Below are 19139 nucleotides of genomic sequence, written 5' to 3'. Positions count from 1 at the left end.
TCGAACCCGTTGATGCGGTGGTGCACCGATACGTCGGTGCACCACCGCATCGCGAGGAGTTCAACGAGTCACATGGCGGTACGCGTCACTTGACGCTGATGCTGCTCATGTCGAGGGTTCCGAAGGGCGTCACCTTGACATTGGTCACCTTCGTGGACCAGGCGCAGGGCGTCGCGGCGCTCCACAACGGGATCACGGGGAGGCCATCGGACAGCATGGCCTCCGCCTCCTGGTAGAGGGTGTTGGCCTCTCCCGGGGTCTTGGCAGCGGCTGCGTCGACGAGCTTCTTGTCGAAGGCGGGGTTGTCGTACTTGGCATCGTTCGAGGCCGCGTTCTTGGTGTAGAGCGGGGTCAGGAAGTTCTCGATGGACGGGTAGTCCATCTGCCAGCCGCTGCGGTGCGCACCCTTGAGTTCGCCAGCCTTGATCTGAGTGCGGAGGGTCTTGAAGTCCGGCGTGGTGTTCACCTGGCAGTTCATGCCGAGGTTCGACTTGAGCTGGTTGCAGACCGCGTCGGCCCACAACTTGTGGCCGCCGTCGCCGTTCACCGAGATCTGGAAGACACCCTTGTAACCGCCGGCCGCGTCGTATGCCTTCTTGGCGGCGTCCTTGTCGAAGGTGCATGCGTCGCCACAGGCACCTTCCTTGTAGCCGTCGACCACGGGGGAGACCCAGCTGGTGGCAGGAGTGCGTGTGCCGTTGAAGACCTTCTCCGTGATGGTCTTGCGGTCGATGGCCTGGCTGATCGCCTTGCGGATCTCCGGCTTCTTGAGCTGCTCGTCGTTCGGGGTGAAGGTCAGGGTCTGGTGCACGCCCGAGTCACGCACGACGGTGCGATCACCCAGCTGAGCCTTCCACTGGTCACCTGCCAGCTGGTCCGAGGGAATGATGTCCGTGAAGTCGAGCTGGTCGGCCACCACTTCGGTGTAGGCGGCGGCAGCATCGTTGTAGATGCGGTAGGTGACCTTGTCGACGTGGGCCTTGAAGTCGCCGGTGTACTCGGGGTTCTTCTCGAGCACGATCTCGGTGGCAGTGTTGCTGGTCACCTTGAAGGGACCGGCGCCAACCGGCATCTTGCCGAACTCAGTGGACTTGGGGTCGGTGAAGAAGGCGTCGGGCTGTGGCACGAAGGCCGAGTAGCCCAGACGCACCGGCAGGTTCGAGACCGCCTCGGAGGTGGTGATGGTGAATGTCGAGTCGTCGACAACCTTCAGGCCGGAGAGTTTGTTGGTCTTCGGCTTGGTCTTGCACTCCTCATCGGGGCACTGCAGATCGGCGAAGCCGGCGACCGGCTCGAAGAAGTAGCCGTTCTGCTGGCCATTGGGGGCGTAGGCGGCAAAATTCCAGGCGTCCACGAAGTTCTTGGCCTGGACCGGAGTGCCGTCCGAGAACTTGCGGTCCTTCTTCAGCTTGACCGTGAAGACCTTGTTGTCGGTGGTCTCGATGGATTCGGCCAGATCGTTCTCCGGTGCGGCAGTGTCGCTGTTGTAGCGCACCAGCTTGGACGTGACGGCGTCGATGACGTTGCCACCGCAGACCTCGGTGGTGTTGGAACCGATGAGCGGGTTCTCGGGCGTACAGCCTCGAATCGTGATGGCTCCGCCGTCCTTGGCGGGGCCGTCGGCGCCGGCGCCATTGCCGGCATTGTCGGTGGATCCGCCGCAGGCCGTCGCGGTGAACGCGATGGTGACCAGTGCAGCGGCGGCCAGTGAGCGTCGTGCTCGCATGTGGTGCCTCCTGTGTGGCGGGGCCGGAGCCCCGGTCAATTCGAGCAGCCGTCGCGTGTGCATCATTGGGGTGCGCTCCGGCATATGGCAGGAAAGCTACATGCCTGAACCGATGAGTGGAAGAACCGTTCGCGGGGTGACACACAATCGTTGTCATTCCGTGACGTGATAACCCGGGTGGGTGTCCCGGGCACTCGAAATGTGGGAAGTGTCGGGCCAGTTGATAGGCTGGCGCGGCTGCACGTCTGTGACGCCGGCTGCCCGAGCCCCCGGGGACGCACGCCCGTGCGTTCCACGGAACGATCGAAGAGAGTCCTGCCCAATGCTTTCAGCCTTTGGAAACGCGTTCAGGTCACCGGACCTTCGCAAGAAGATCCTGTTCACCCTGTTCATCCTCGCGGTCTTCCGTCTGGGCTCCAGCGTGCCCACGCCCAATGTCAACCTGGAGCGGATCGACGAGTGCCGTCGCATCGCGCAGGACGGGTCCAGCGCGGGGCTCTACTCGATCATCAACCTGTTCTCGGGTGGTGCGCTGCTGCAGCTGTCGATCTTCGCGCTGGGCATCATGCCCTACATCACCAGCTCCATCATCCTGCAGCTGTTGACCGTGGTGATCCCGCGCCTGGAGACGCTGAAGAAGGAGGGCGCCTCCGGCCAGCAGAAGATCACCCAGTACACGCGCTACCTGACGCTGGTCCTGGCCGTGCTGAACGCCACCGCCTTCGTCACCATGGCGCGCAACGGGCAGCTCTTCCCCGGTTGCGACGGGATCATGTACGACGAGGGCATCTTCCCGATCATCGTGATGGTGCTCGTGATGACCGCCGGCACCTCCATCATCATGTGGATGGGTGAGCTGGTCACCGATCGCGGTGTCGGCAACGGCATGTCCATCATGATCTTCACCCAGATCGCCGCCCAGTTCCCCACCTCGCTGTGGTCCATCAAGACCGCGCGCACCGGCGCGAACGCCTGGCTGGTCTTCGGGCTCGTGCTGGCCATCGGCCTGCTGGTGATGGCGGCCATCATCTTCGTCGAGCAAGCGCAGCGCCGCATCCCGGTGCAGTACGCCAAGCGCATGGTGGGCAAGCGCCTGTTCGGTGGCACCACCACCTACATCCCGCTGAAGGTCAACCAGGCCGGCGTGATCCCGGTCATCTTCGCCTCCTCGATGCTGTACCTGCCGGTGCTCTACGCCACCTTCCAGAAGGACACACCTGCGGCCCGCTGGATCAATGCCAACTTCACCGGCAGTGGCGGCAACCACCAGCCCATCTACAACGCGGTCTACTTCCTGTTGATCATCGCGTTCACCTACTTCTACGTCGCCATCACCTTCGACCCGGTGGAGATCAGCGACAACATGAAGAAGTACGGTGGCTTCATCCCCGGCATTCGCGCGGGCAAGCCGACCGAGGACTACCTCGCCTACGTGCTCTCCCGCCTGACCGCGCCGGGCTCGCTGTACCTGGCCCTGATCGCGTTGATTCCCACCATCGCCTTCATGACCTTGGGCGCCGCGGCCAACTTCCCGTTCGGCGGCACGTCCATCCTCATCATCGTGGGTGTGGCCCTCGACACGGTCAAGCAGATCGAGAGCCAGCTCCAGCAACGCAACTACGAAGGATTCCTCAAGTGAGACTGCTGATCATGGGCGCCCCGGGCGCCGGCAAGGGCACCCAGGCGAAGCTGATCGCCAACCACTACCGCATCCCCGCGATCTCCACCGGGGCGATCTTCCGCGCCAACATCGCCGCGAAGACGCCGCTGGGCCAGCGGGTGCACCAGCTGATCAGCGCCGGTGAGTTCGTCCCCGACGTGATCACCACCGCCGTGGTGGCCAAGCGTCTGCTGGAGGACGACGCGCACAACGGCTGGCTGCTCGACGGCTACCCGCGCACCACCGACCAGGTGGAGGCGCTCGACATCATCCTGGAGGACGCCAAGCGCCACCTGGACTGCGTGCTGTGCCTGGAGACCGACCCCGAGACCCTGATCGACCGCCTGGTCAAGCGGGCCGAGATCGAGGGCCGGGCCGATGACAACGAGACCACGATCCGGCGCCGGATGGAGGTCTACACCGAGGAGACGGCCCCGCTGCTGGCCACCTACGAGGAGCGCGGGCTGCTGGTCCGCGTCAATGGTGAGGGCACCGTCGACGAGGTCGCCGGGCGCATCTTCGCCGCCCTCGACAAGTACAGCGCCTGATGTTCTCCCGTGGCATCGAGCTGAAGAAGCCCGAACAGATCATCCGGATGCGCAAGGCCGGGCTGGTCGTCGCCCGGATCCTGGCCGAGCTCGAGCGCCATGTCGCCCCCGGCGTCACCACCGGTGAGCTGGATGGTCTGGCGCGCGAGATGCTCGCACAACAGGGAGCGACGTCGAACTTCCTCAACTACGGTGCCGAATGGGGCTACCCGCCCTACCCGGGTGTGGCCTGCATCTCCGTGGACGAGGAGATCGTGCACGGCATCCCGGGGGAGCGAAAGCTCGTCGAGGGTGACATCGTCAGCGTCGACTTCGGTGCGATCCTCGACGGCTGGCACGGCGACGCCGCGCGCACCTTCCTGGTGGGCGAGGTGGACGAGGCCTGCCGGCAGCTCAGCGAGCACACTCGTGAGTCCATGTGGGCGGGAATCGGTGCCGCCCACCTGGGTGGACGTGTCGGCGACATCTCGCACGCCGTTGAGGTGTCGATCCTGTCGCACGGCCTCGACTACGGGATCGTGCGCGAATACACCGGGCACGGCATCGGCACGGCCATGCACCAGCCGCCGGACGTCCCCAACTTCGGCAAGGCGGGCAAGGGCCCCAAGATCGTCGAGGGCCTGGTGCTTGCCATCGAGCCGATGGTCACCCTGGGCAGCGAGGATGCCGTCACGCTCGAGGACGACTGGACCGTGGTCACCAATGACGGCTCCTGGGCATCGCACTGGGAGAACACCATGACGGTGACGAAGAAGGGCCTGTGGGTCCTGACCGAACTCGACGGCGGCGAGGCGGAACTGTCGGCCCGCGGCCTTCCCTTCGGTCCGCTGGCCGACTGACCAACTCGACTCTCCGAACCGACGAGGGCCTCACCTCTGGGTGAGGCCCTTGTTCGCCGTCAGGAGGTTCACACTCTCTGCGGTGTGCGCGCGGGCCTGCACCAATCGTTCACGATCGTCGAATCCTGCCTTCAGCTGCTGGTTGACCAGGAGCACCCGTGCGGGCGCGCCCGGCGAGTAGTGCGTGGTGAGGGTGGGGAAGTACTCGGCGGTGCCCACCGTGAACCGCCCGGTGGGCCCTTGGACGAAGGTGAAGCGCGTGGTGATTCCCTCCTGGGCACGCGGGACGGAGGTCAGGTGCTGGGCCACCAGGTTGCCCAGCCCGTAGACCACCCATTTGCCGTTCACCCGGGTGATGGGTTGCACCACGTGCACATGGTGGCCGTAGACCAGGCCCACGTCATCGGAAGCGGTGAGCGCCTCGGCCAGTGCCCGCTGTTGCTGGTTGGGTTGGGCCCGGTACTCGTCGCCGCCATGCACGGCCACCAGGACGATCTCCGCCCCCGCCTGCCGCGCCGCCCGGGCCCGCCGCAGCAAGGACGCCTGCTCGATCCCCGCCCAGACCCAGGGGCGGGTGGCCGGGACGGGAATGCCGTTGGTGCCATAGGCGCCCTCCACCACGGCGATCCGGACGCCGCCCGGGGTGGTGTGGATCACCGGGGTGTCCGCCTCACGTGCCGAACGCGCGGTTCCGACGTGCTGCAGCCCCAGCGCGTCCATCTGGTCCAGGGTGCGCTTCAGGCCGTCGTAGCCTTGGTCGAGGCTGTGGTTGGAGGCCGTGGTGCACAGGTCGTAGCCCAGGTCCTTGACCGCGCGCAGCGTCTGCGGAGGCGCCGAGAAGGCGGGGTAGGAGTGGTACGGGCCGCCCGGCGGGGCGGTGGGGACCTCGTTGTGGCAGATGGCCAGGTCTGCTCCGGCCACCACGCCCTTCAGGGCGGCCAGGGTCGGCCCGAAATCCATCTCCTGGCTTCCACGTCGGCCGGCGGTGACCGCGTCCTCGTGCGCCCCGAACCACAGGGTGTTGTGCCACAGCAGGTCACCATTCATCACCACCGATGCCTTACGGGGCCTGGCACTGGTGCTGCTCGTGGATGACGGCGCGGTCGATTGCTCGAGCGGCTGCTGAGGTGTCTGGGTGGGGGCCTGGTGACAGGCGGTCACCGTGAGCAGTGGGCCTGCAGCGGCCAATGCGCGAGCGCACCGGGGGATGGTCATGGTTCATTCTGTCCCGCTTGTAGGTCATCTGAGCCACTGGTAGGAGGCTTCTCGTGCCCATGGATCCTCCAGCCCCGAGAACTGGGGTATCTTTCGCCGTCGCTGCGTGCGCCGCAAAGTTCTTTGGTGTTGACTGGCGGGGTGACCAAGATGACTTTGCCGACGGATCTTGAGATTGCCCGCGCCGCCGCATTGCTGCCGATCGACCAGGTGGCAGCAGCGGGCGGAATCGACGCCAGCAGGGTGGAACACCATGGCCGTCATGTGGCCAAGATCCACCTCGGGGCAATCGATGACCTGTCCGCGTGCCCCAAGGCCAAGTACGTGGTCATCACCGCGCTCACCCCCACACCGTTGGGTGAGGGCAAGACCACCACTGCGGTGGGGCTGGCCCAGGGACTGGCCAGGATCGGGCGCCGGTCCATGCTGGCGCTGCGCCAGCCGTCGCTGGGCCCCACCTTCGGGGTCAAGGGTGGCGCCGCCGGCGGAGGCTTTTCCCAGGTATTGCCGATGGAGACGCTGAACCTGCACCTCACCGGTGACTTCCACGCCATCACCACGGCGCATGACCTGCTGGCGGCGATGATCGACAACCACCTCCACCACGGCAACGAGCTGGGGATCGACCCGCACTCGATCAGCTGGCGCCGGGTGGTCGACATGAACGACCGGGCCCTGCGCAACATCGTCGTCGGGCTCGGCGCCAAGCTGGACGGCATTCCGCGCCAGTCAGGCTTCGACATCACGGCGGCCAGTGAGGTGGGGGTGTGCCTGGCGCTGGCCACCTCGCTCCGGGACCTGCGCGAGCGGCTCGGACGCATCGTCATCGGGTACACCCGGGACCGTCGCCCCGTCACCGCGGAGGACCTGAAGGCCGCTGGTTCGATGACCGTCATCATGCGGGAGGCCATCAAGCCCAACCTGATGCAGACCACGGAGAACACACCCGTGCTGATCCACGCGGGCCCCTTCGGCAACATCGCCACCGGCAACTCGTCGGTGATCGCGGACCAGCTGGGCATCCGGACGAGCGACTACCTGCTCACCGAGGCTGGCTTCGGTGCGGACATGGGGGCCGAGCGCTTCTTCAACGTCAAGTGTCGGGTCTCCGGCCTCCACCCGGATGCGGCCGTCCTGGTCACCACGGTGCGCGCCCTCAAGACCCACTCCGGCCGGTACAAGGTGGTGGCCGGCAAGCCACTGCCACCTGAGATGCTCGAGGACAATCCCGACGATGTCCGGGCCGGTGCGGACAACCTGCGCAAGCACATCGAGATCGTGCGCGGCTTCGGCGTTGCCCCCGTGGTGGCGATCAATGTCTTCCCGACCGACCATGAGGACGAGATCTCGGCCATCCGGGAGATCGCCGAGCAGGCCGGGGCGCGGGTGGCCGCCTCCACCCACGTCGTCGACGGTGGGGAAGGTGCCCTGGAGCTGGCCCGGGTGGTGGAGGAGGCCTGTGGTGAGCAGACCGACTTCCGGTTCAGCTACGAGGAACAGGACTCGATCGAGACCAAGCTGCACAAGGTGGCCACCGGTGTCTACGGCGCCGACGGCGTCGAGTTCACCGTGCAGGCCCGCAAGGATGTGGCCCTCTTCGAGGAACTCGGCTATGGGAACCTGCCGGTGGTGATCGCCAAGACCCACCTGTCCATCTCGCATGACCCGGCACTGCGCGGGGCGCCGACCGGCTGGACCCTGCCCGTGCGCGAAGTGCGGCTTGCGGCCGGCGCCGGCTATGTGTACGCGATCTGCGGTGAGATGCGCACCATGCCCGGTCTGGGCAAGCACCCGGCTGCGGAGCGGATCGACATCGACGAGAACGGTGAGATCGTCGGACTCTTCTGAGCCCTGGGACGACGACGGACGGACCCCGCGGGGCCCGTCCGTCGTTGGTCTTGCTGGGCGTCAGCGGCCGTCGCCGTGGGTGCCGAAGAACTTCTTCCAGGGGACGTCGACGGCCTGGTCCTCACCGACGACCTCGTAGAGGTGGCGCAGCAGCGGGAACTTCTCGGCGGGCACGACGCCACGCTCGGTGAGCGCCTTGAGCGCCTTGCCGACCACGACGATGCAGGTGGCGCCCTCCAGGGTGACACCGGGCATCTTGGCCTTGGCCTCGCTGAAGGTAATGCCCTCGCCCACCAGGGTGCCCACCTTGACATTGCGGCCACCCATGGAGGTGACGAAGCAGTCACCGATGCCGGCGATGCCCATCACGGTCTGCGGGTCGCACTCGAGCAGCTGCAGCCACTCCTGCATCTCGATGGAGGCCTGGCCGAAGATGGCCGCGCCGTAGTTGTAGTTCACATACGGGCTGTCCCAGCCGGCAACCTTCTCGTCCTGCAGGCGCTTGAGGGTTCCGTGCATGAAGCCGGCACCGAAGGCATAGCAGTTCTTGGTGGCGGCCATCAGCTCGATGCCCATGAAGTCCGTGCTGGTCCAGACATGGTAGTAGTCGGTCTCGAAGAGTTCCTTCCACATGTCCAGGACCTGCTGGTCCTTGCCGGTGAAGGTCACGCAGGTGTGGCGGTGGACCGCCACTTCGCCGGCGATCGACGGACCGGCGATGGCGGAGAAGGTGACCTGCTTGCGCAGTTCCTCGGGGAGCTGGTTGGCCAACACGTTCGGCAGGATCTCCAGGTTGCCCTCGTCGTCGGCGCGCAGGCCCTTGGCCAGCGCCATCACGTGCATGCCGGGGCGCAGCAGCCCGGCGAGCTGCTCACCGGCCCACTCGACGCCGAAGGAGTTGACACCGCTCATCACGAGGTCGACGCCCTCGAAGGCCTTGTCGGCGTCCTCGAGCTGGTAGGCCTCGGTGCCCTCGGGCACCTTGAGCTGCAGATTGGGGTGGATGCCGGTCTTCTGGATCGAGTCGATGATCTCGCGGTCCAGGTGGGTGCCGACCAGACGGACCGTGTGCCCGTTGTCGGTGAAGGGGGTGGCCAGGGCCGTGGCCATGATGCCGGAGCCGAGCACGACGAGTGTCGCCATCAGATTTCCTTTCGACGAGGACCGTCCCGAGGCCGTCTGCCCAGGGGCCGGGCGGCAGCGCCCGGCGGATCCGTTCGCAATCCACGCTAACGGCTGGGATGCTGATTCAACAGGCGCAATACGCCACATTCCCACCGGCGGTGTGAATTTCTCCGGATGATTTCGCGTTGCCACGGACCAACAGCCCGCTGGCTAGGGTGGGGGCTAGGGTGGTGGAATGGAGCACAGCCACCTCACCAGCCCGGGCACCAGCACCTGTGGGGTCGTCGAGGATCTGCACGGACAGCGGATCGCGGATCCCTACCGGTGGTTGGAGGACGTGGACTCCGAGGGGACGCGCGCCTGGGTCGCCGAGCAACGCGCCTTCGCGGCCGAGCAGCTGGCCCAGCTGCCGCACCGGGGCTTCTTCGACGATGTGATGGCGCGGGTGACCGCGCGTCCCCGGTGGTCCGCGCCGTGGTGCTCGAAGGGCCTCTACTTCCAGCAACGCCATGACGGCATGGCCCATCAGGCCGTGCTCCACGTCGCCGACAGTGCCGACGAGCTGCTGGCGGGCGGCAGGGTTCTGGTGGACCCGAACACCTGGAGCGAGGGCGGCAGCTCTTCACTGGCCTTCGTCAGCGTCAACCCGCAGGCCACCATGGTGGCGGTCGGCCGCAGCGATGCCGGGGCGGACTGGACCCGGATCAGCCTGGTCACGCCGGACGGGCAACCCGTCGACGACGTCGAGGCCGTCACCAAGTTCAGCACCGCAGTCTGGCTGCCCGACGGCAACTCCTATGCCTACCTGGACTTCCCGGGTGCCGGACGGGCCGAGGGGACTGAGACCCGGGCCCTGCCGGGGTGCCGGATCAAGGTCCATCGGGTGGGCGACGACCCCTCTCAGAACGTCCTCGTCGCGGACTTCGAGTTGGACCCGCAGGTACTGCCCTGGATGCAGCTCAGCGACGACGAACGATGGCTGGTGACGCACCTGGCCACTGGGACCGAAAGGGCCAACCGGCTGTGGCTCTTCCCGGTGCACGAGCAGGGCGGGGAGAGCGTCGTGGACGCCGAACCGGTGGAGCTGATCGACACGGCGCGGGACCGGTGGGAGTACATCGCCACCGCAGACGGGGAGCTGTACTTCCAGACCGACGACGACGCCCCGCATGGGCGAGTCGTGGCCGTGGACCAGCGCGACTGGAACCTGCGGGAAGTGGTGTCGGAAGGGGCTTCGCCCATCGTGGGTGCCTGGCTCGCCGGACAGACCCTGCTGGTCCACTCGTTGGAGGACGCCAGCAGCGTGCTGCATCGCTGGGATCTGGGGGATGGTGGGGCCCGTGATCTGGGGCAGGTCCAGCTGCCTCCGGGCGTCTTGGCGTCCGTGAATACCCGCAGCACCAGCGACGAGGTCTTCCTGCAGCTCAGCACCCTGACCGATCCGAGCCACGCGTGGCGGCTGGCCGCATCCACCGGGAAGCTGGACGAGCTCCCGGCGCCGACGGGGGACTGGACTGCGCCCGGCTTCCGGGTGGAGCGTCGCCGGGCCACCAGCGCCGACGGTACCAGCGTCCCCTACTTCCTCGTCGTCCCCGACGGGCTGGACCTGTCCGAGCCACGGGCCACGATCCTCTACGGCTACGGCGGATTCAACACTCCGGTGCAGCTGGACCACCGCGCCCCCTGGCCGGGGTGGCTGGCCGCCGGGGGCTTGCTGGCCATCGCCAATCTCCGGGGTGGAGGCGAGTTCGGCCGGAGCTGGTACGAGGCGGGGATCCGGGAGCACAAGCAGAATGTCTTCGACGATGCCATCGCCGTCGCGGAGGACCTCGTCGCCCGGGAGCTCACCACGCCGGAGCAGTTGGCCGTCCACGGCAAGAGCAATGGGGGCCTGCTGGTGGGAGCCGTGATGACCCAGCGCCCGGACCTGTTCGCCGTCGCCCTGCCGCACGTCGGGGTGCTCGACGCCCTGCGCTTCCACAAGTTCACCGTCGGCAGGGCCTGGGCAAGTGACTACGGCAATCCCGACGATGCCGCGGACTTCGGACGGATCCTGGCCTGGTCTCCGCTGCACAACATCACACCCGGCACCAGCTACCCGGCCACCCTGGTGCTGACCAGTGACCACGACGACCGGGTGGTGCCCGCGCACTCCTACAAGTTCGCGGCCGCGCTGCAGGCTGCCCAGGGCGGAGCCGCTCCGGTCGTCGCGCGGATCGAGGAGGCGACCGGGCATGGGCTGGCCAGCAAGCCACCGTCGGTGCTGGCGGCCGAGTGTGCGGACCTGTTGGCCTTCGCCGCCCACCACACCGGTCTGTTCCCCTCGACAGGCTCGGGGGACGTGGGGGAGGGTCCGGGGGACGGGAAGGACGTTAGGGTGGAGGAGTGAGCAACCTTCCGATCTCCTCCAAGTACCGCAGCCAGCCGGCACGCCCGGTGGACGAGGCCGAACGCGAGGACCTCACCAAACGGCTCAACGACGCCTTCACCAGCGGAGACATCGACGGCGACAGCTACCGGACGCTGCTGGACGAGCTGTACGGAGCCCAGACACTGGGGGAGCTGGTGCCCGTCGTCGAGCACCTGCCCGCCAAGCAGACCTATTCGGACCCGGAGATGGTTCGCCAGCAGACCAGCACGGCCCCCGGTGACCTCGCGCCCGCCGGGATGAATGCGCAGTTCGCCCTGAAGGTGGGCGCGGCTATCACCGCCCTGTCGGTGTTGATCGTGCTGGTGCTGGCCTTCGGGCTGCTCTGAACCGGGGCCCACGGGGCGCCGGGTGTGCGGAGATTCACACGGCCGGGCCATTGCCCTTCGTCGCAGTGGCGGGACGGGATCGATGGACAGTCATCCAGACCGAGGAGCGTCACGTGTCCCAGCATCCGTCCGTCGCACTGAACCCCAACCCGATCGTCCAGGCACTGGGCAAGCCACAGGCCGAATTCACCCGCGAGGACCTGGTCCGTTACGTGCGGGAGCAGGGGATCGGGATGCTCACCCTGCGATATGACGCGGGCGACGGGCGGCTGAAGGCACTCCACTTCGTCATCAACTCCGAGGAGCACCTCCAGCGGGTGAGGTATACCACGAAGCGCAACCCTTCTCGAAGTGGGCCGAGGTGCGTCAGTAGGCCCTGGCCCTGATCGCCTCCACCGGTGGGCAGGTGAAGTACGGTCACGCCGAGGTGGGCAACATCTTGACGGTGACCGGCAGATGGTGCAGCAGGAGATCGAGTTCCTGCCTGTCCCCCGTGGAGGATGCGGCCGACCAGCTGGGCGTCGCGAAATGGATCCTTCGGGAGGTGGCACATCGGCGCGGCCTGTTGGTGACCTTTGCCCCCAAGATCATGGTCGTCAGGCCGGCCCGGGGATGCACGTGCACCTGCGTCTGGTCCGCGACGCAGTGAACCTGCTCGCCGGTGAGGAGGGGCTGAGCGATCCGGCGCGCCGCGCCATCGCCGGGCTGTTGGAAGCTGCTCCGGCGCTGACCGCCTTCGGCAACACCGTGCCCACCAGTTTCCTGCGGCTGGTTCCCCATCAGGAGGCGCCGACATCGATCTGCTGGGGTGAGCGCAACCGCTCGGCCCTGGTCCGGGTGCCGCTGGGCTGGCGGGGGACCGACGACCGGATGTTTGGACGCGCAGGCGGACATGTTGCGCGCCTTCGAGGACGACGGGTTGCGCGAACGTCTGCAGGACGACCCGGACGCGACGGCACGACTCGTCGAGCGTCAACTGCACTGCGGGTGAGACCCGCGGCCCGACGCCCCATGGTGTCGGGCCGGTCAGGTCACTTCCCGGAAAGGATGCCGATCACGGGATTCCACTCGTCGACCTGCACGTCCTCGACCTGGCCCAGCTTCTGGAAAGGGTCCTGGCTGAGCAGCTGGCGCAGCGCGTCGGCGGAATCGCCCTGCATCACGAGCAGCGCCCGGCCGGGGCTGGTGCCCACCAGCGGGCCGGAGGCCACAAGGCTCCCGGATTCGGCCAGCTGACCGAGGAAGGCGCGGTGACGGGGACGGTTCTCGTCCTGCGTCGCCTGGTCGGGTCCATAGGTGTACACAACGCTGTAGTAGGCCATGGATCCACCCTAGCCGCCGGATTTGGTGCCGATGGACGGCTGGCGTAGAGTGGTGTGTCGGTCACCTGTGTCCAGGCGATCGTTCGTGCCCATGTCCAACCGGATGGGGCTGCAATCGAAGAGATTGAGAGTTCATGGCAAAGAAAGAGGGAGCCCTCGAGCTTGAGGGAACCGTGGTCGAGTCCCTGCCCAACGCGATGTTCCGCGTCGAGCTGGTCAACGGTCACAAGGTGCTCGCCACGATCAGCGGCAAGATGCGTCAGCACTACATTCGCATCCTCCCGTCTGACCGAGTCGTGGTCGAACTGTCCCCCTATGACCTGACTCGCGGACGCATCGTCTACCGCCACAAGTGATCTGACGGGCGGCATCGTCGCCCAGCAGACACATCCACCACAGAACCGGGGGAAGCCCTGTGCCCACACCGGTTCGATGATCCGAAAGAGACTCTCGAATGAAGGTTCAGCCGAGCGTCAAGAAGATCTGCGACAAGTGCAAGGTGATTCGCCGGCACGGTCGCGTGATGGTGATCTGCGACAACCCGCGCCACAAGCAGCGCCAGGGCTGACCAGCCAGGCAATGCCGCCCCGAGAGCCCCGGCTCGACGGGCAATGGGCGGTGACTCGCAGAACATCGCAGGTGCAAGGTCACCCACCGTTTCGACGGTGAACCACCTGCCAGACAAATCAACAACGTGAACGCAAGGCCGGAGATGAATACCGGTCGCACCCCTGGGCGAAGGCCAGGGCCCCGACGGAGATCCGCACCGGAACTCCACAAGGCATCGGGGACGCGTCACGCCACACACCTTCGCGGCCCAAGACCGAAAGCTCCTCAACTCGCTGGAAACGAGGGAGCTCCCAGAAATGGGAACTGGGCTGGAAATTGAAAGGTAACCGCCTGATGGCACGCCTCATTGGTGTCGACCTCCCGCGCGAAAAGCGTCTCGAGGTCGCCCTGACCTACATCTTCGGCATCGGCAAGACCCGTGCCAAGGAGACCCTGGACGCCACCGGTATTTCCGGTGACCTCCGTGTCCACACCCTCACCGACGAGCAGCTGGTTGCCCTGCGTGACCACATTGCGGCCAACTACGAGACCGAAGGTGACCTCCGCCGCGAGGTTGCTGCCGACATCCGTCGCAAGATCGAGATCGGCACCTACCAGGGTCGTCGTCACCGCTCCGGTCTTCCGGTTCGCGGCCAGCGCACCCGCACCAACGCTCGTACCCGCAAGGGCAAGAAGAAGGCCGTCGCCGGCAAGAAGAAGGCGCGCTGACCTTCCGGTTGGTGCAGACACGACAGATTCCAGGAGAAAACTGACCCATGGCTACTGCAGGCCGTAAGGGCGCCGCCGCAAAGACCAAGGTGCGCCGCAAGGAAAAGAAGAATGTGGTTGCTGGACAGGCCCACATCAAGAGCACGTTCAACAACACGATCATCGCCATCACCGATCCCACCGGTGCTGTGATTGCGTGGGCCTCTGCCGGCACCGTCGGCTTCAAGGGCTCGCGCAAGTCGACCCCCTTCGCCGCCCAGATGGCCGCTGAGGCCGCTGGTCGTCGTGCGATGGACCACGGCATGAAGCGCGTGGACGTCTTCGTCAAGGGACCCGGCTCCGGCCGCGAGACCGCCATCCGTTCGCTGGGAGCCATCGGGCTCGAGGTCGGCGCCATTGCCGACGTCACCCCCGTGCCCCACAACGGCTGCCGCCCGCCCAAGCGCCGTCGCGTCTGATCCCGAGAACACAGAAAAGGACTGATCAACAATGGCCCGTTACACCGGCCCCATGACCAAGAAGTCCCGTCGCTACGGGACCGACCTGGTCGGCAACGACAAGGCATTCGAGAAGCGCCCCTACCCGCCGGGCGTCCACGGCCGCGGCCGCGTCAAGGACTCCGAGTACTCGCTGCAGCTCAGGGAGAAGCAGAAGGCTCGTTACGCCTATGGCGTGCTGGAGAAGCAGTTCCGTCGCTACTACGCCGAGGCCGACCGCGTGCCCGGCAAGACGGGTGACGCCCTGCTCCAGATCCTCGAGAGCCGTCTGGACAACGTCATCTACCGCGCCGGCTTCGCCTCGACCCGTCGTCAGGCACGCCAGCTCGTGGTGCACGGTCACTTCCTGGTCAATGGCCAGAAGGTGAACATCCCCAGCTTCCGCGTCAGCCAGTACGACGTCATCGACGTCCGCCCGAAGTCCATGGACCTGCACCCGCTGGTGGTGGCCCGTGAGATCCATGGCGAGCGCGAGGTTCCCGCCTGGATGGACGTGCGTCCCAACAAGATGCGCATCCTGATCCACCAGCTGCCCACTCGTGAGCAGATCACCGTGGATGTCCAGGAGCAGATGATCGTCGAGCTCTACTCGAAGTGATCCCATCGGGGCGGGCCCACGTCCGCCCCGGCCGGGGCCTTCGGCTCTGACCTTTGGTTGGCGGTCCCGCAAGGGGCCGTCAACTACCCTGCACCATCACCTATCGGGTGGTGCATCACATGGTCCTCATATAGCGGGGGACCTGGAGAAAAGGAAAGTACATGCTCATCGCACAGCGTCCGACCCTGTCGGAAGAAGTGATCGGCGAATACCGTTCGCGCTTCATCATCGAGCCCCTGGAGCCTGGCTTCGGCTACACCCTGGGCAACTCGCTGCGTCGCACCCTGCTGTCGTCCATCCCGGGCGCGGCCGTGACCAGCATCAAGGTCGAGGGCAACCAGCACGAGTTCTCGACCATTGAGGGTGTCGTCGAGGACGTCACCGAGGTGATCCTGAACCTCAAGGGTCTGGTGCTGTCCTCGGAGGAGGACGAGCCCGTCACCATGTACCTGCGCAAGCAGGGTGCCGGTGCGGTCACCGCCGCCGACATCCAGCCGCCGGCCGGCGTGGAGATCCACAACCCGGATCTGCACATCGCGATGCTGAACGACAACGGCAAGCTCGAGATGGAGCTGGTCGTGGAGCGTGGCCGTGGCTACGTCTCCAGCGTGCTCAACAACAACCCCGACGCCGAGATCGGTCGCATCCCGGTCGACTCGATCTACAGCCCCGTGCTGAAGGTCACCTACAAGGTCGAGGCCACCCGAGTCGAGCAGCGCACCGACTTCGACAAGCTCATCGTCGACGTCGAGACCAAGCCCGCCATCCGTCCCCGTGACGCCGTGGCATCCGCCGGACGCACCCTGGTCGAGCTCTTCGGCCTGGCGCGCGAGCTGAATGTCGACGCCGAGGGTGTCGAGATCGGCCCGTCGCCCGTCGACGAGCAGCTGGCGCAGGACCTGGCCCTGCCGGTCGAGGACCTGAACCTCACGGTTCGCTCCTACAACTGCCTGAAGCGCGAGGGCATCCACACCGTGGGTGAGCTCGTCTCGCGCAGCGAGCAGGACCTCCTCGACATCCGCAACTTCGGCTCCAAGTCCATCGACGAGGTGAAGCTGAAGCTTCACGAGATGGGCCTTTCGCTGAAGGACTCCGCTCCCGGCTTCGATCCCTTGGCTGCTGCCAACTACGAGGACGAGCCCGAGGGCGAAGAGGACTTCACCGAGACCGAGCAGTACTGACCGCTCCGCTGACCAAGAACCTGGAGAACTGACATGCCTACACCCACCAAGGGTCCCCGCCTCGGCGGATCGCCCACCCACGAGCGGATCATCCTGGCCAACCTGGCCAGCCAGCTGTTCGAGCACGGCCGCATCACCACCACCGAGACGAAGGCCAAGCGCGTTCGTCCCCTGGCCGAGCGGATGATCAGCAAGGCCAAGCGCGGCGACCTGCACAACCGTCGTCAGGTGCTGAAGACCATCACCGACCAGAGCATCGTGCACACCCTGTTCACCGAGATCGCCCCGGCCATGGCCGAGCGCGACGGTGGCTTCACCCGCATCACCAAGATCGGAAACCGTCAGGGCGACAATGCCCCGATGGCCATCATCGAGCTGGTGACCGAGGCCGTCGTCAAGCAGCCGTCGAAGTCCAAGGCCGCCAAGGCCGAGGACGTCAAGGCCGACATCGCCAAGGCCGCTCCGCTGGCCGACACGGAGGCCGTCGAGGCCAAGGATGCCACCGAGGCTGCCGAGTTCGGCGAGGGCTCCTTCGTGGGCGAGAACGCCCCCGAGGGCTTTGACATCAAGGGCAACAAGGACTCCATGCTCTTCCACACGCCCGAGTCGCAGTGGTACGAGCAGACCGTCGCCGAGGTGTGGTTCAACTCCGCCGAGGCCGCCGAGGCCGCTGGCTTCACCAATGCCGTCGAGGCGAAGACCGAAGAGGCCTGAGCCTCCGCTCGACCCTTGGCGAAGGGCGCCCCACCACTGGTGGGGCGCCCTTCGTCGTATTCGAAGCCGTCCCCGGTAGGCTCGGGGGCATGACACTGCGCATCGCCCAACTGGCCAATTTCGTCGGTCCGGTCTCGGGTGGGATGCGCGTCGCGATCGACCAGCTGGGCAAGGGCTATGTTGCCGCCGGTCACGAACGGATCCTGGTCATCCCGGGGGAGCGGGACAGCACCACCGAGACGGAGAACGGCATCGTGGTGCAGGTCCGGGCCCCCCGGGTCTCGCGCGACTACCGGATGATCGCCGCCCCGTGGCGGGCGCTGAAAGTGCTCGAGAGGTTCAATCCCACCACCATCGAGGTCAGTGACAAGTGGACCCTGTCGCCGGCGGCCCGGTGGGCCCGGCATCACGGCGTCGGTTCGGTGCTGTTCAGCCATGAGCGCCTCGACGACATGCTGGCAGGATGGTTGCGGGCACAGTTCGGGGTCGAGACGGCCGTCGGCGCCCTGAATCGCCGCCTGGTCAAGGAGTTCGACGCCGTCGTCGTCACCAGCGACTATGCCCGAGAGGAGTTCGCAGACCTGGGGGCCAACCTGTGGAAGGTTCCCCTCGGGGTGGACCTCGAGACCTTCCACACCGGCGCCGGTGAACCCCGAGACGACGGACTGGTGAAGCTCTGCTACGTGGGGCGGATGTCCCACGAGAAGAATCCCGAGCTGGGCGTCGCGGCCGCCGTGGAGCTGCACCGGCGTGGCGTCCCCATCCAGCTCAACATGTACGGCGTCGGGCCGGACCTGGAGAAGATGCGCCACCAGGCAGGCGACACACCCGTCGTCTTCCACGGATTCGTCGAGGGACGTGACGAGGTGGCCCAGCGCTTCGCGGCGAGCGACGTCTCGCTGTCCGTGTGCCCCTCGGAGACCTTCGGGCTGGCCGTGCTGGAAGCGCTGGCTTGTGGCACCCCGGTGGTCACCTCCAACCGCGGTGGGGCCCACGAACTCGTGGACGCCAGCTGCGGCGAGTACGGGCCGCCGGACGCCGTCGGGATCGCCGACGCCGTCGAACGGCTGGCCGCGCGGCTGTCCCCAGACCTGCGCCGGGCGGCTCGCCTGCGCGCCGAGCAGTACACCTGGCAGGCCAGCGTCACCCAGATGCTGGCACTCCACGAGAGCCTGGGAGGGCACCGATGAACAGGGCACTGGCACGCGCTGCCGTCATGGCGGCCTTCTTCGCCCCCGCAGTACTGACAGCACCGGGGCCGGCCCGGGAAGGCTCCGGGCGCGAAGTCGACGAGATTGCGGCCTCCTGCCGCGCCACCGGCCTGCGCGGCTGGGAGTTGGTGGACGAGGCCACCCGCCAGGTGCACGAGGCCTTCGACCACACCAGCCTGTGGCACCTGTGGGAGGGGTCGGAGACCGCCCTGAGGAATGGCCGCGGATGGGCTGCCCAGTACAACGGGGCCCTGATGCTGGTGCTGCGCCGGCTCGGTATCGACGCGCGCGTCGTGCATGCCGCCCGGGTGCGCGGATTGGGCAACAACCCGTGGTGGCAGGCGGGGCACAGCTGGCTGCAGGTCACCCTCGACGGCCGGACCCGCGACGTGTGTGCCTCCCGCGCCGAGAACAGGGCCGGAGAGGTCCAGTTCGTGCCCGTCACCCCCGTGCGACAGATGAACCGCTGGACCCGCGCCCTGGTCTCGCTGTCCCTGTCACCCGTCGTTGCGGTGCAGACATGGAAGCAGCTCGCCGGAACTCCGGTGGCACCGTGGCTCTACCGGGACTTCGACGAGCTGCTGTGAATCTCGGGCCCCCCGACGAGCCCGGGGGACCGA

Annotated in this window: 20 protein-coding genes and 1 pseudogene; 17 read left to right on the top strand and 4 right to left on the bottom strand. The window is 66.7% G+C overall.

Annotated elements, in window-relative coordinates; all coding sequences use genetic code 11:
* Nucleotides 1-85: 85 nt before the first annotated feature.
* Entirely contained in the window at nt 86-1726 is a 1641-nt protein-coding gene (locus tag EDD41_RS05215) for a peptide ABC transporter substrate-binding protein (protein ID WP_094763893.1), read from the bottom strand.
* Nucleotides 1727-2048: 322 nt separating this feature from the next.
* Here EDD41_RS05215 and secY point away from each other — a divergent pair, with 322 nt between their 5' ends.
* From secY to map, 3 genes are read left to right on the top strand one after another with little or no spacing between them, the layout of a single operon-like run.
* A complete protein-coding gene (gene secY, locus EDD41_RS05210) occupies nt 2049-3365 on the top strand; it encodes a preprotein translocase subunit SecY (protein ID WP_094763894.1) in 1317 nt (438 codons plus the stop codon).
* On the top strand, nt 3362-3934 hold the full coding sequence (locus EDD41_RS05205) for an adenylate kinase (RefSeq protein WP_094763895.1): 573 nt from the start codon (nt 3362-3364) through the stop codon (nt 3932-3934). Before secY ends, EDD41_RS05205 begins: the two co-directional genes overlap by 4 nt.
* On the top strand, nt 3934-4773 hold the full coding sequence (map, locus tag EDD41_RS05200; RefSeq protein ID WP_094763896.1) for a type I methionyl aminopeptidase: 840 nt from the start codon (nt 3934-3936) through the stop codon (nt 4771-4773). Before EDD41_RS05205 ends, map begins: the two co-directional genes overlap by 1 nt.
* A gap of 30 nt (nt 4774-4803) precedes the next feature.
* Here the strand turns inward: map and EDD41_RS05195 are convergent, their stop codons facing one another.
* A complete protein-coding gene (locus EDD41_RS05195; RefSeq protein ID WP_245995720.1) occupies nt 4804-5820 on the bottom strand; it encodes a CapA family protein in 1017 nt (338 codons plus the stop codon).
* Nucleotides 5821-6138: 318 nt separating this feature from the next.
* On the opposite strand from EDD41_RS05195, the gene EDD41_RS05190 reads away from it, so the two are divergent.
* Nucleotides 6139-7836, top strand: coding sequence for a formate--tetrahydrofolate ligase (locus EDD41_RS05190; protein WP_094763924.1), 1698 nt, complete (start codon nt 6139-6141; stop codon nt 7834-7836).
* Between the two features lie 60 nt (nt 7837-7896).
* On the opposite strand, the gene EDD41_RS05185 is transcribed toward EDD41_RS05190, so the two are convergent.
* A complete protein-coding gene (locus EDD41_RS05185; RefSeq protein ID WP_123575190.1) occupies nt 7897-8979 on the bottom strand; it encodes an NAD(P)H-dependent glycerol-3-phosphate dehydrogenase in 1083 nt (360 codons plus the stop codon).
* A 217-nt stretch (nt 8980-9196) separates the two neighbouring features.
* On the opposite strand from EDD41_RS05185, the gene EDD41_RS05180 reads away from it, so the two are divergent.
* The 4 genes and pseudogenes from EDD41_RS05180 to EDD41_RS17945 form a co-directional block, all read left to right on the top strand.
* The gene (locus EDD41_RS05180; RefSeq protein ID WP_123575189.1) at nt 9197-11350 is read left to right on the top strand and encodes a prolyl oligopeptidase family serine peptidase; all 2154 of its coding nucleotides are present in this window, start codon (nt 9197-9199) and stop codon (nt 11348-11350) included.
* On the top strand, nt 11347-11718 hold the full coding sequence (locus EDD41_RS05175) for a DUF1707 SHOCT-like domain-containing protein (protein ID WP_094763900.1): 372 nt from the start codon (nt 11347-11349) through the stop codon (nt 11716-11718). Before EDD41_RS05180 ends, EDD41_RS05175 begins: the two co-directional genes overlap by 4 nt.
* Before the next feature lie 113 nt (nt 11719-11831).
* On the top strand, nt 11832-12104 hold the full coding sequence (locus EDD41_RS17410) for a hypothetical protein (protein WP_245995542.1): 273 nt from the start codon (nt 11832-11834) through the stop codon (nt 12102-12104).
* Between the two features lie 70 nt (nt 12105-12174).
* Nucleotides 12175-12513, top strand: a pseudogene (locus EDD41_RS17945) (glutamine synthetase); the annotation flags it as partial.
* A 236-nt stretch (nt 12514-12749) separates the two neighbouring features.
* Here the strand turns inward: EDD41_RS17945 and EDD41_RS05165 are convergent.
* The gene (locus EDD41_RS05165; RefSeq protein WP_123575188.1) at nt 12750-13040 is read right to left on the bottom strand and encodes a YciI family protein; all 291 of its coding nucleotides are present in this window, start codon (nt 13038-13040) and stop codon (nt 12750-12752) included.
* Between the two features lie 134 nt (nt 13041-13174).
* Between EDD41_RS05165 and infA the strand changes: the two genes are divergently transcribed.
* From infA to EDD41_RS05120, 9 genes are all read left to right on the top strand, one after another.
* The gene (gene infA / locus EDD41_RS05160) at nt 13175-13396 is read left to right on the top strand and encodes a translation initiation factor IF-1 (RefSeq protein WP_094763903.1); all 222 of its coding nucleotides are present in this window, start codon (nt 13175-13177) and stop codon (nt 13394-13396) included.
* A gap of 98 nt (nt 13397-13494) precedes the next feature.
* The gene (rpmJ, locus tag EDD41_RS05155; RefSeq protein WP_002514836.1) at nt 13495-13608 is read left to right on the top strand and encodes a 50S ribosomal protein L36; all 114 of its coding nucleotides are present in this window, start codon (nt 13495-13497) and stop codon (nt 13606-13608) included.
* Between the two features lie 335 nt (nt 13609-13943).
* Nucleotides 13944-14318 (top strand): 30S ribosomal protein S13, encoded by a 375-nt coding sequence (gene rpsM / locus EDD41_RS05150; protein ID WP_094763904.1) that lies wholly within the window; start codon nt 13944-13946, stop codon nt 14316-14318.
* Nucleotides 14319-14365: 47 nt separating this feature from the next.
* Nucleotides 14366-14776: a 30S ribosomal protein S11 gene (rpsK, locus tag EDD41_RS05145; RefSeq protein ID WP_094763905.1), complete on the top strand. Its 411-nt coding sequence runs from the start codon at nt 14366-14368 to the stop codon at nt 14774-14776.
* A 31-nt stretch (nt 14777-14807) separates the two neighbouring features.
* Nucleotides 14808-15413 carry a 30S ribosomal protein S4 gene (gene rpsD, locus EDD41_RS05140; protein ID WP_094763906.1) on the top strand — a complete coding sequence of 202 codons (606 nt, stop codon included), beginning with the start codon at nt 14808-14810 and terminating at the stop codon, nt 15411-15413.
* A gap of 161 nt (nt 15414-15574) precedes the next feature.
* Nucleotides 15575-16594, top strand: coding sequence for a DNA-directed RNA polymerase subunit alpha (locus EDD41_RS05135; RefSeq protein WP_094763907.1), 1020 nt, complete (start codon nt 15575-15577; stop codon nt 16592-16594).
* A 33-nt stretch (nt 16595-16627) separates the two neighbouring features.
* Nucleotides 16628-17308 (top strand): 50S ribosomal protein L17, sunset domain variant, encoded by a 681-nt coding sequence (gene rplQ, locus EDD41_RS05130; protein ID WP_094763908.1) that lies wholly within the window; start codon nt 16628-16630, stop codon nt 17306-17308.
* 89 nt (nt 17309-17397) lie between these two features.
* Nucleotides 17398-18498, top strand: a complete 1101-nt coding sequence (locus tag EDD41_RS05125) for a glycosyltransferase (protein ID WP_123575187.1) — start codon at nt 17398-17400, stop codon at nt 18496-18498.
* On the top strand, nt 18495-19106 hold the full coding sequence (locus EDD41_RS05120; RefSeq protein ID WP_094763910.1) for a transglutaminase domain-containing protein: 612 nt from the start codon (nt 18495-18497) through the stop codon (nt 19104-19106). Before EDD41_RS05125 ends, EDD41_RS05120 begins: the two co-directional genes overlap by 4 nt.
* The last annotated feature ends 33 nt before the right edge of the window (nt 19107-19139 follow it).

Origin of the sequence: Luteococcus japonicus (assembly GCF_003752415.1) — a bacterium.
GTDB lineage: Bacteria > Actinomycetota > Actinomycetes > Propionibacteriales > Propionibacteriaceae > Luteococcus > Luteococcus japonicus.
Note: the sequence above shows the minus strand (reverse complement) of the source record. Positions and strands in the feature narration are given on the sequence as shown.

What these genes read in the sequence shown, in the direction of transcription:
- EDD41_RS05215 (WP_094763893.1), bottom strand. Translation starts at nt 1,726, where the DNA reads ATGCGAGCACGACGCTCACTGGCCGCCGCTGCACTGGTCACCATCGCG.
- secY (WP_094763894.1), top strand. Translation starts at nt 2,049, where the DNA reads ATGCTTTCAGCCTTTGGAAACGCGTTCAGGTCACCGGACCTTCGCAAG.
- map (WP_094763896.1), top strand. Translation starts at nt 3,934, where the DNA reads ATGTTCTCCCGTGGCATCGAGCTGAAGAAGCCCGAACAGATCATCCGG.
- EDD41_RS05195 (WP_245995720.1), bottom strand. Translation starts at nt 5,820, where the DNA reads ATGAATGGTGACCTGCTGTGGCACAACACCCTGTGGTTCGGGGCGCAC.
- EDD41_RS05190 (WP_094763924.1), top strand. Translation starts at nt 6,139, where the DNA reads ATGACTTTGCCGACGGATCTTGAGATTGCCCGCGCCGCCGCATTGCTG.
- EDD41_RS05185 (WP_123575190.1), bottom strand. Translation starts at nt 8,979, where the DNA reads ATGGCGACACTCGTCGTGCTCGGCTCCGGCATCATGGCCACGGCCCTG.
- EDD41_RS05180 (WP_123575189.1), top strand. Translation starts at nt 9,197, where the DNA reads ATGGAGCACAGCCACCTCACCAGCCCGGGCACCAGCACCTGTGGGGTC.
- EDD41_RS05165 (WP_123575188.1), bottom strand. Translation starts at nt 13,040, where the DNA reads ATGGCCTACTACAGCGTTGTGTACACCTATGGACCCGACCAGGCGACG.
- infA (WP_094763903.1), top strand. Translation starts at nt 13,175, where the DNA reads ATGGCAAAGAAAGAGGGAGCCCTCGAGCTTGAGGGAACCGTGGTCGAG.
- rpmJ (WP_002514836.1), top strand. Translation starts at nt 13,495, where the DNA reads ATGAAGGTTCAGCCGAGCGTCAAGAAGATCTGCGACAAGTGCAAGGTG.
- rpsM (WP_094763904.1), top strand. Translation starts at nt 13,944, where the DNA reads ATGGCACGCCTCATTGGTGTCGACCTCCCGCGCGAAAAGCGTCTCGAG.
- rpsK (WP_094763905.1), top strand. Translation starts at nt 14,366, where the DNA reads ATGGCTACTGCAGGCCGTAAGGGCGCCGCCGCAAAGACCAAGGTGCGC.
- rpsD (WP_094763906.1), top strand. Translation starts at nt 14,808, where the DNA reads ATGGCCCGTTACACCGGCCCCATGACCAAGAAGTCCCGTCGCTACGGG.
- EDD41_RS05135 (WP_094763907.1), top strand. Translation starts at nt 15,575, where the DNA reads ATGCTCATCGCACAGCGTCCGACCCTGTCGGAAGAAGTGATCGGCGAA.
- rplQ (WP_094763908.1), top strand. Translation starts at nt 16,628, where the DNA reads ATGCCTACACCCACCAAGGGTCCCCGCCTCGGCGGATCGCCCACCCAC.
- EDD41_RS05125 (WP_123575187.1), top strand. Translation starts at nt 17,398, where the DNA reads ATGACACTGCGCATCGCCCAACTGGCCAATTTCGTCGGTCCGGTCTCG.
- EDD41_RS05120 (WP_094763910.1), top strand. Translation starts at nt 18,495, where the DNA reads ATGAACAGGGCACTGGCACGCGCTGCCGTCATGGCGGCCTTCTTCGCC.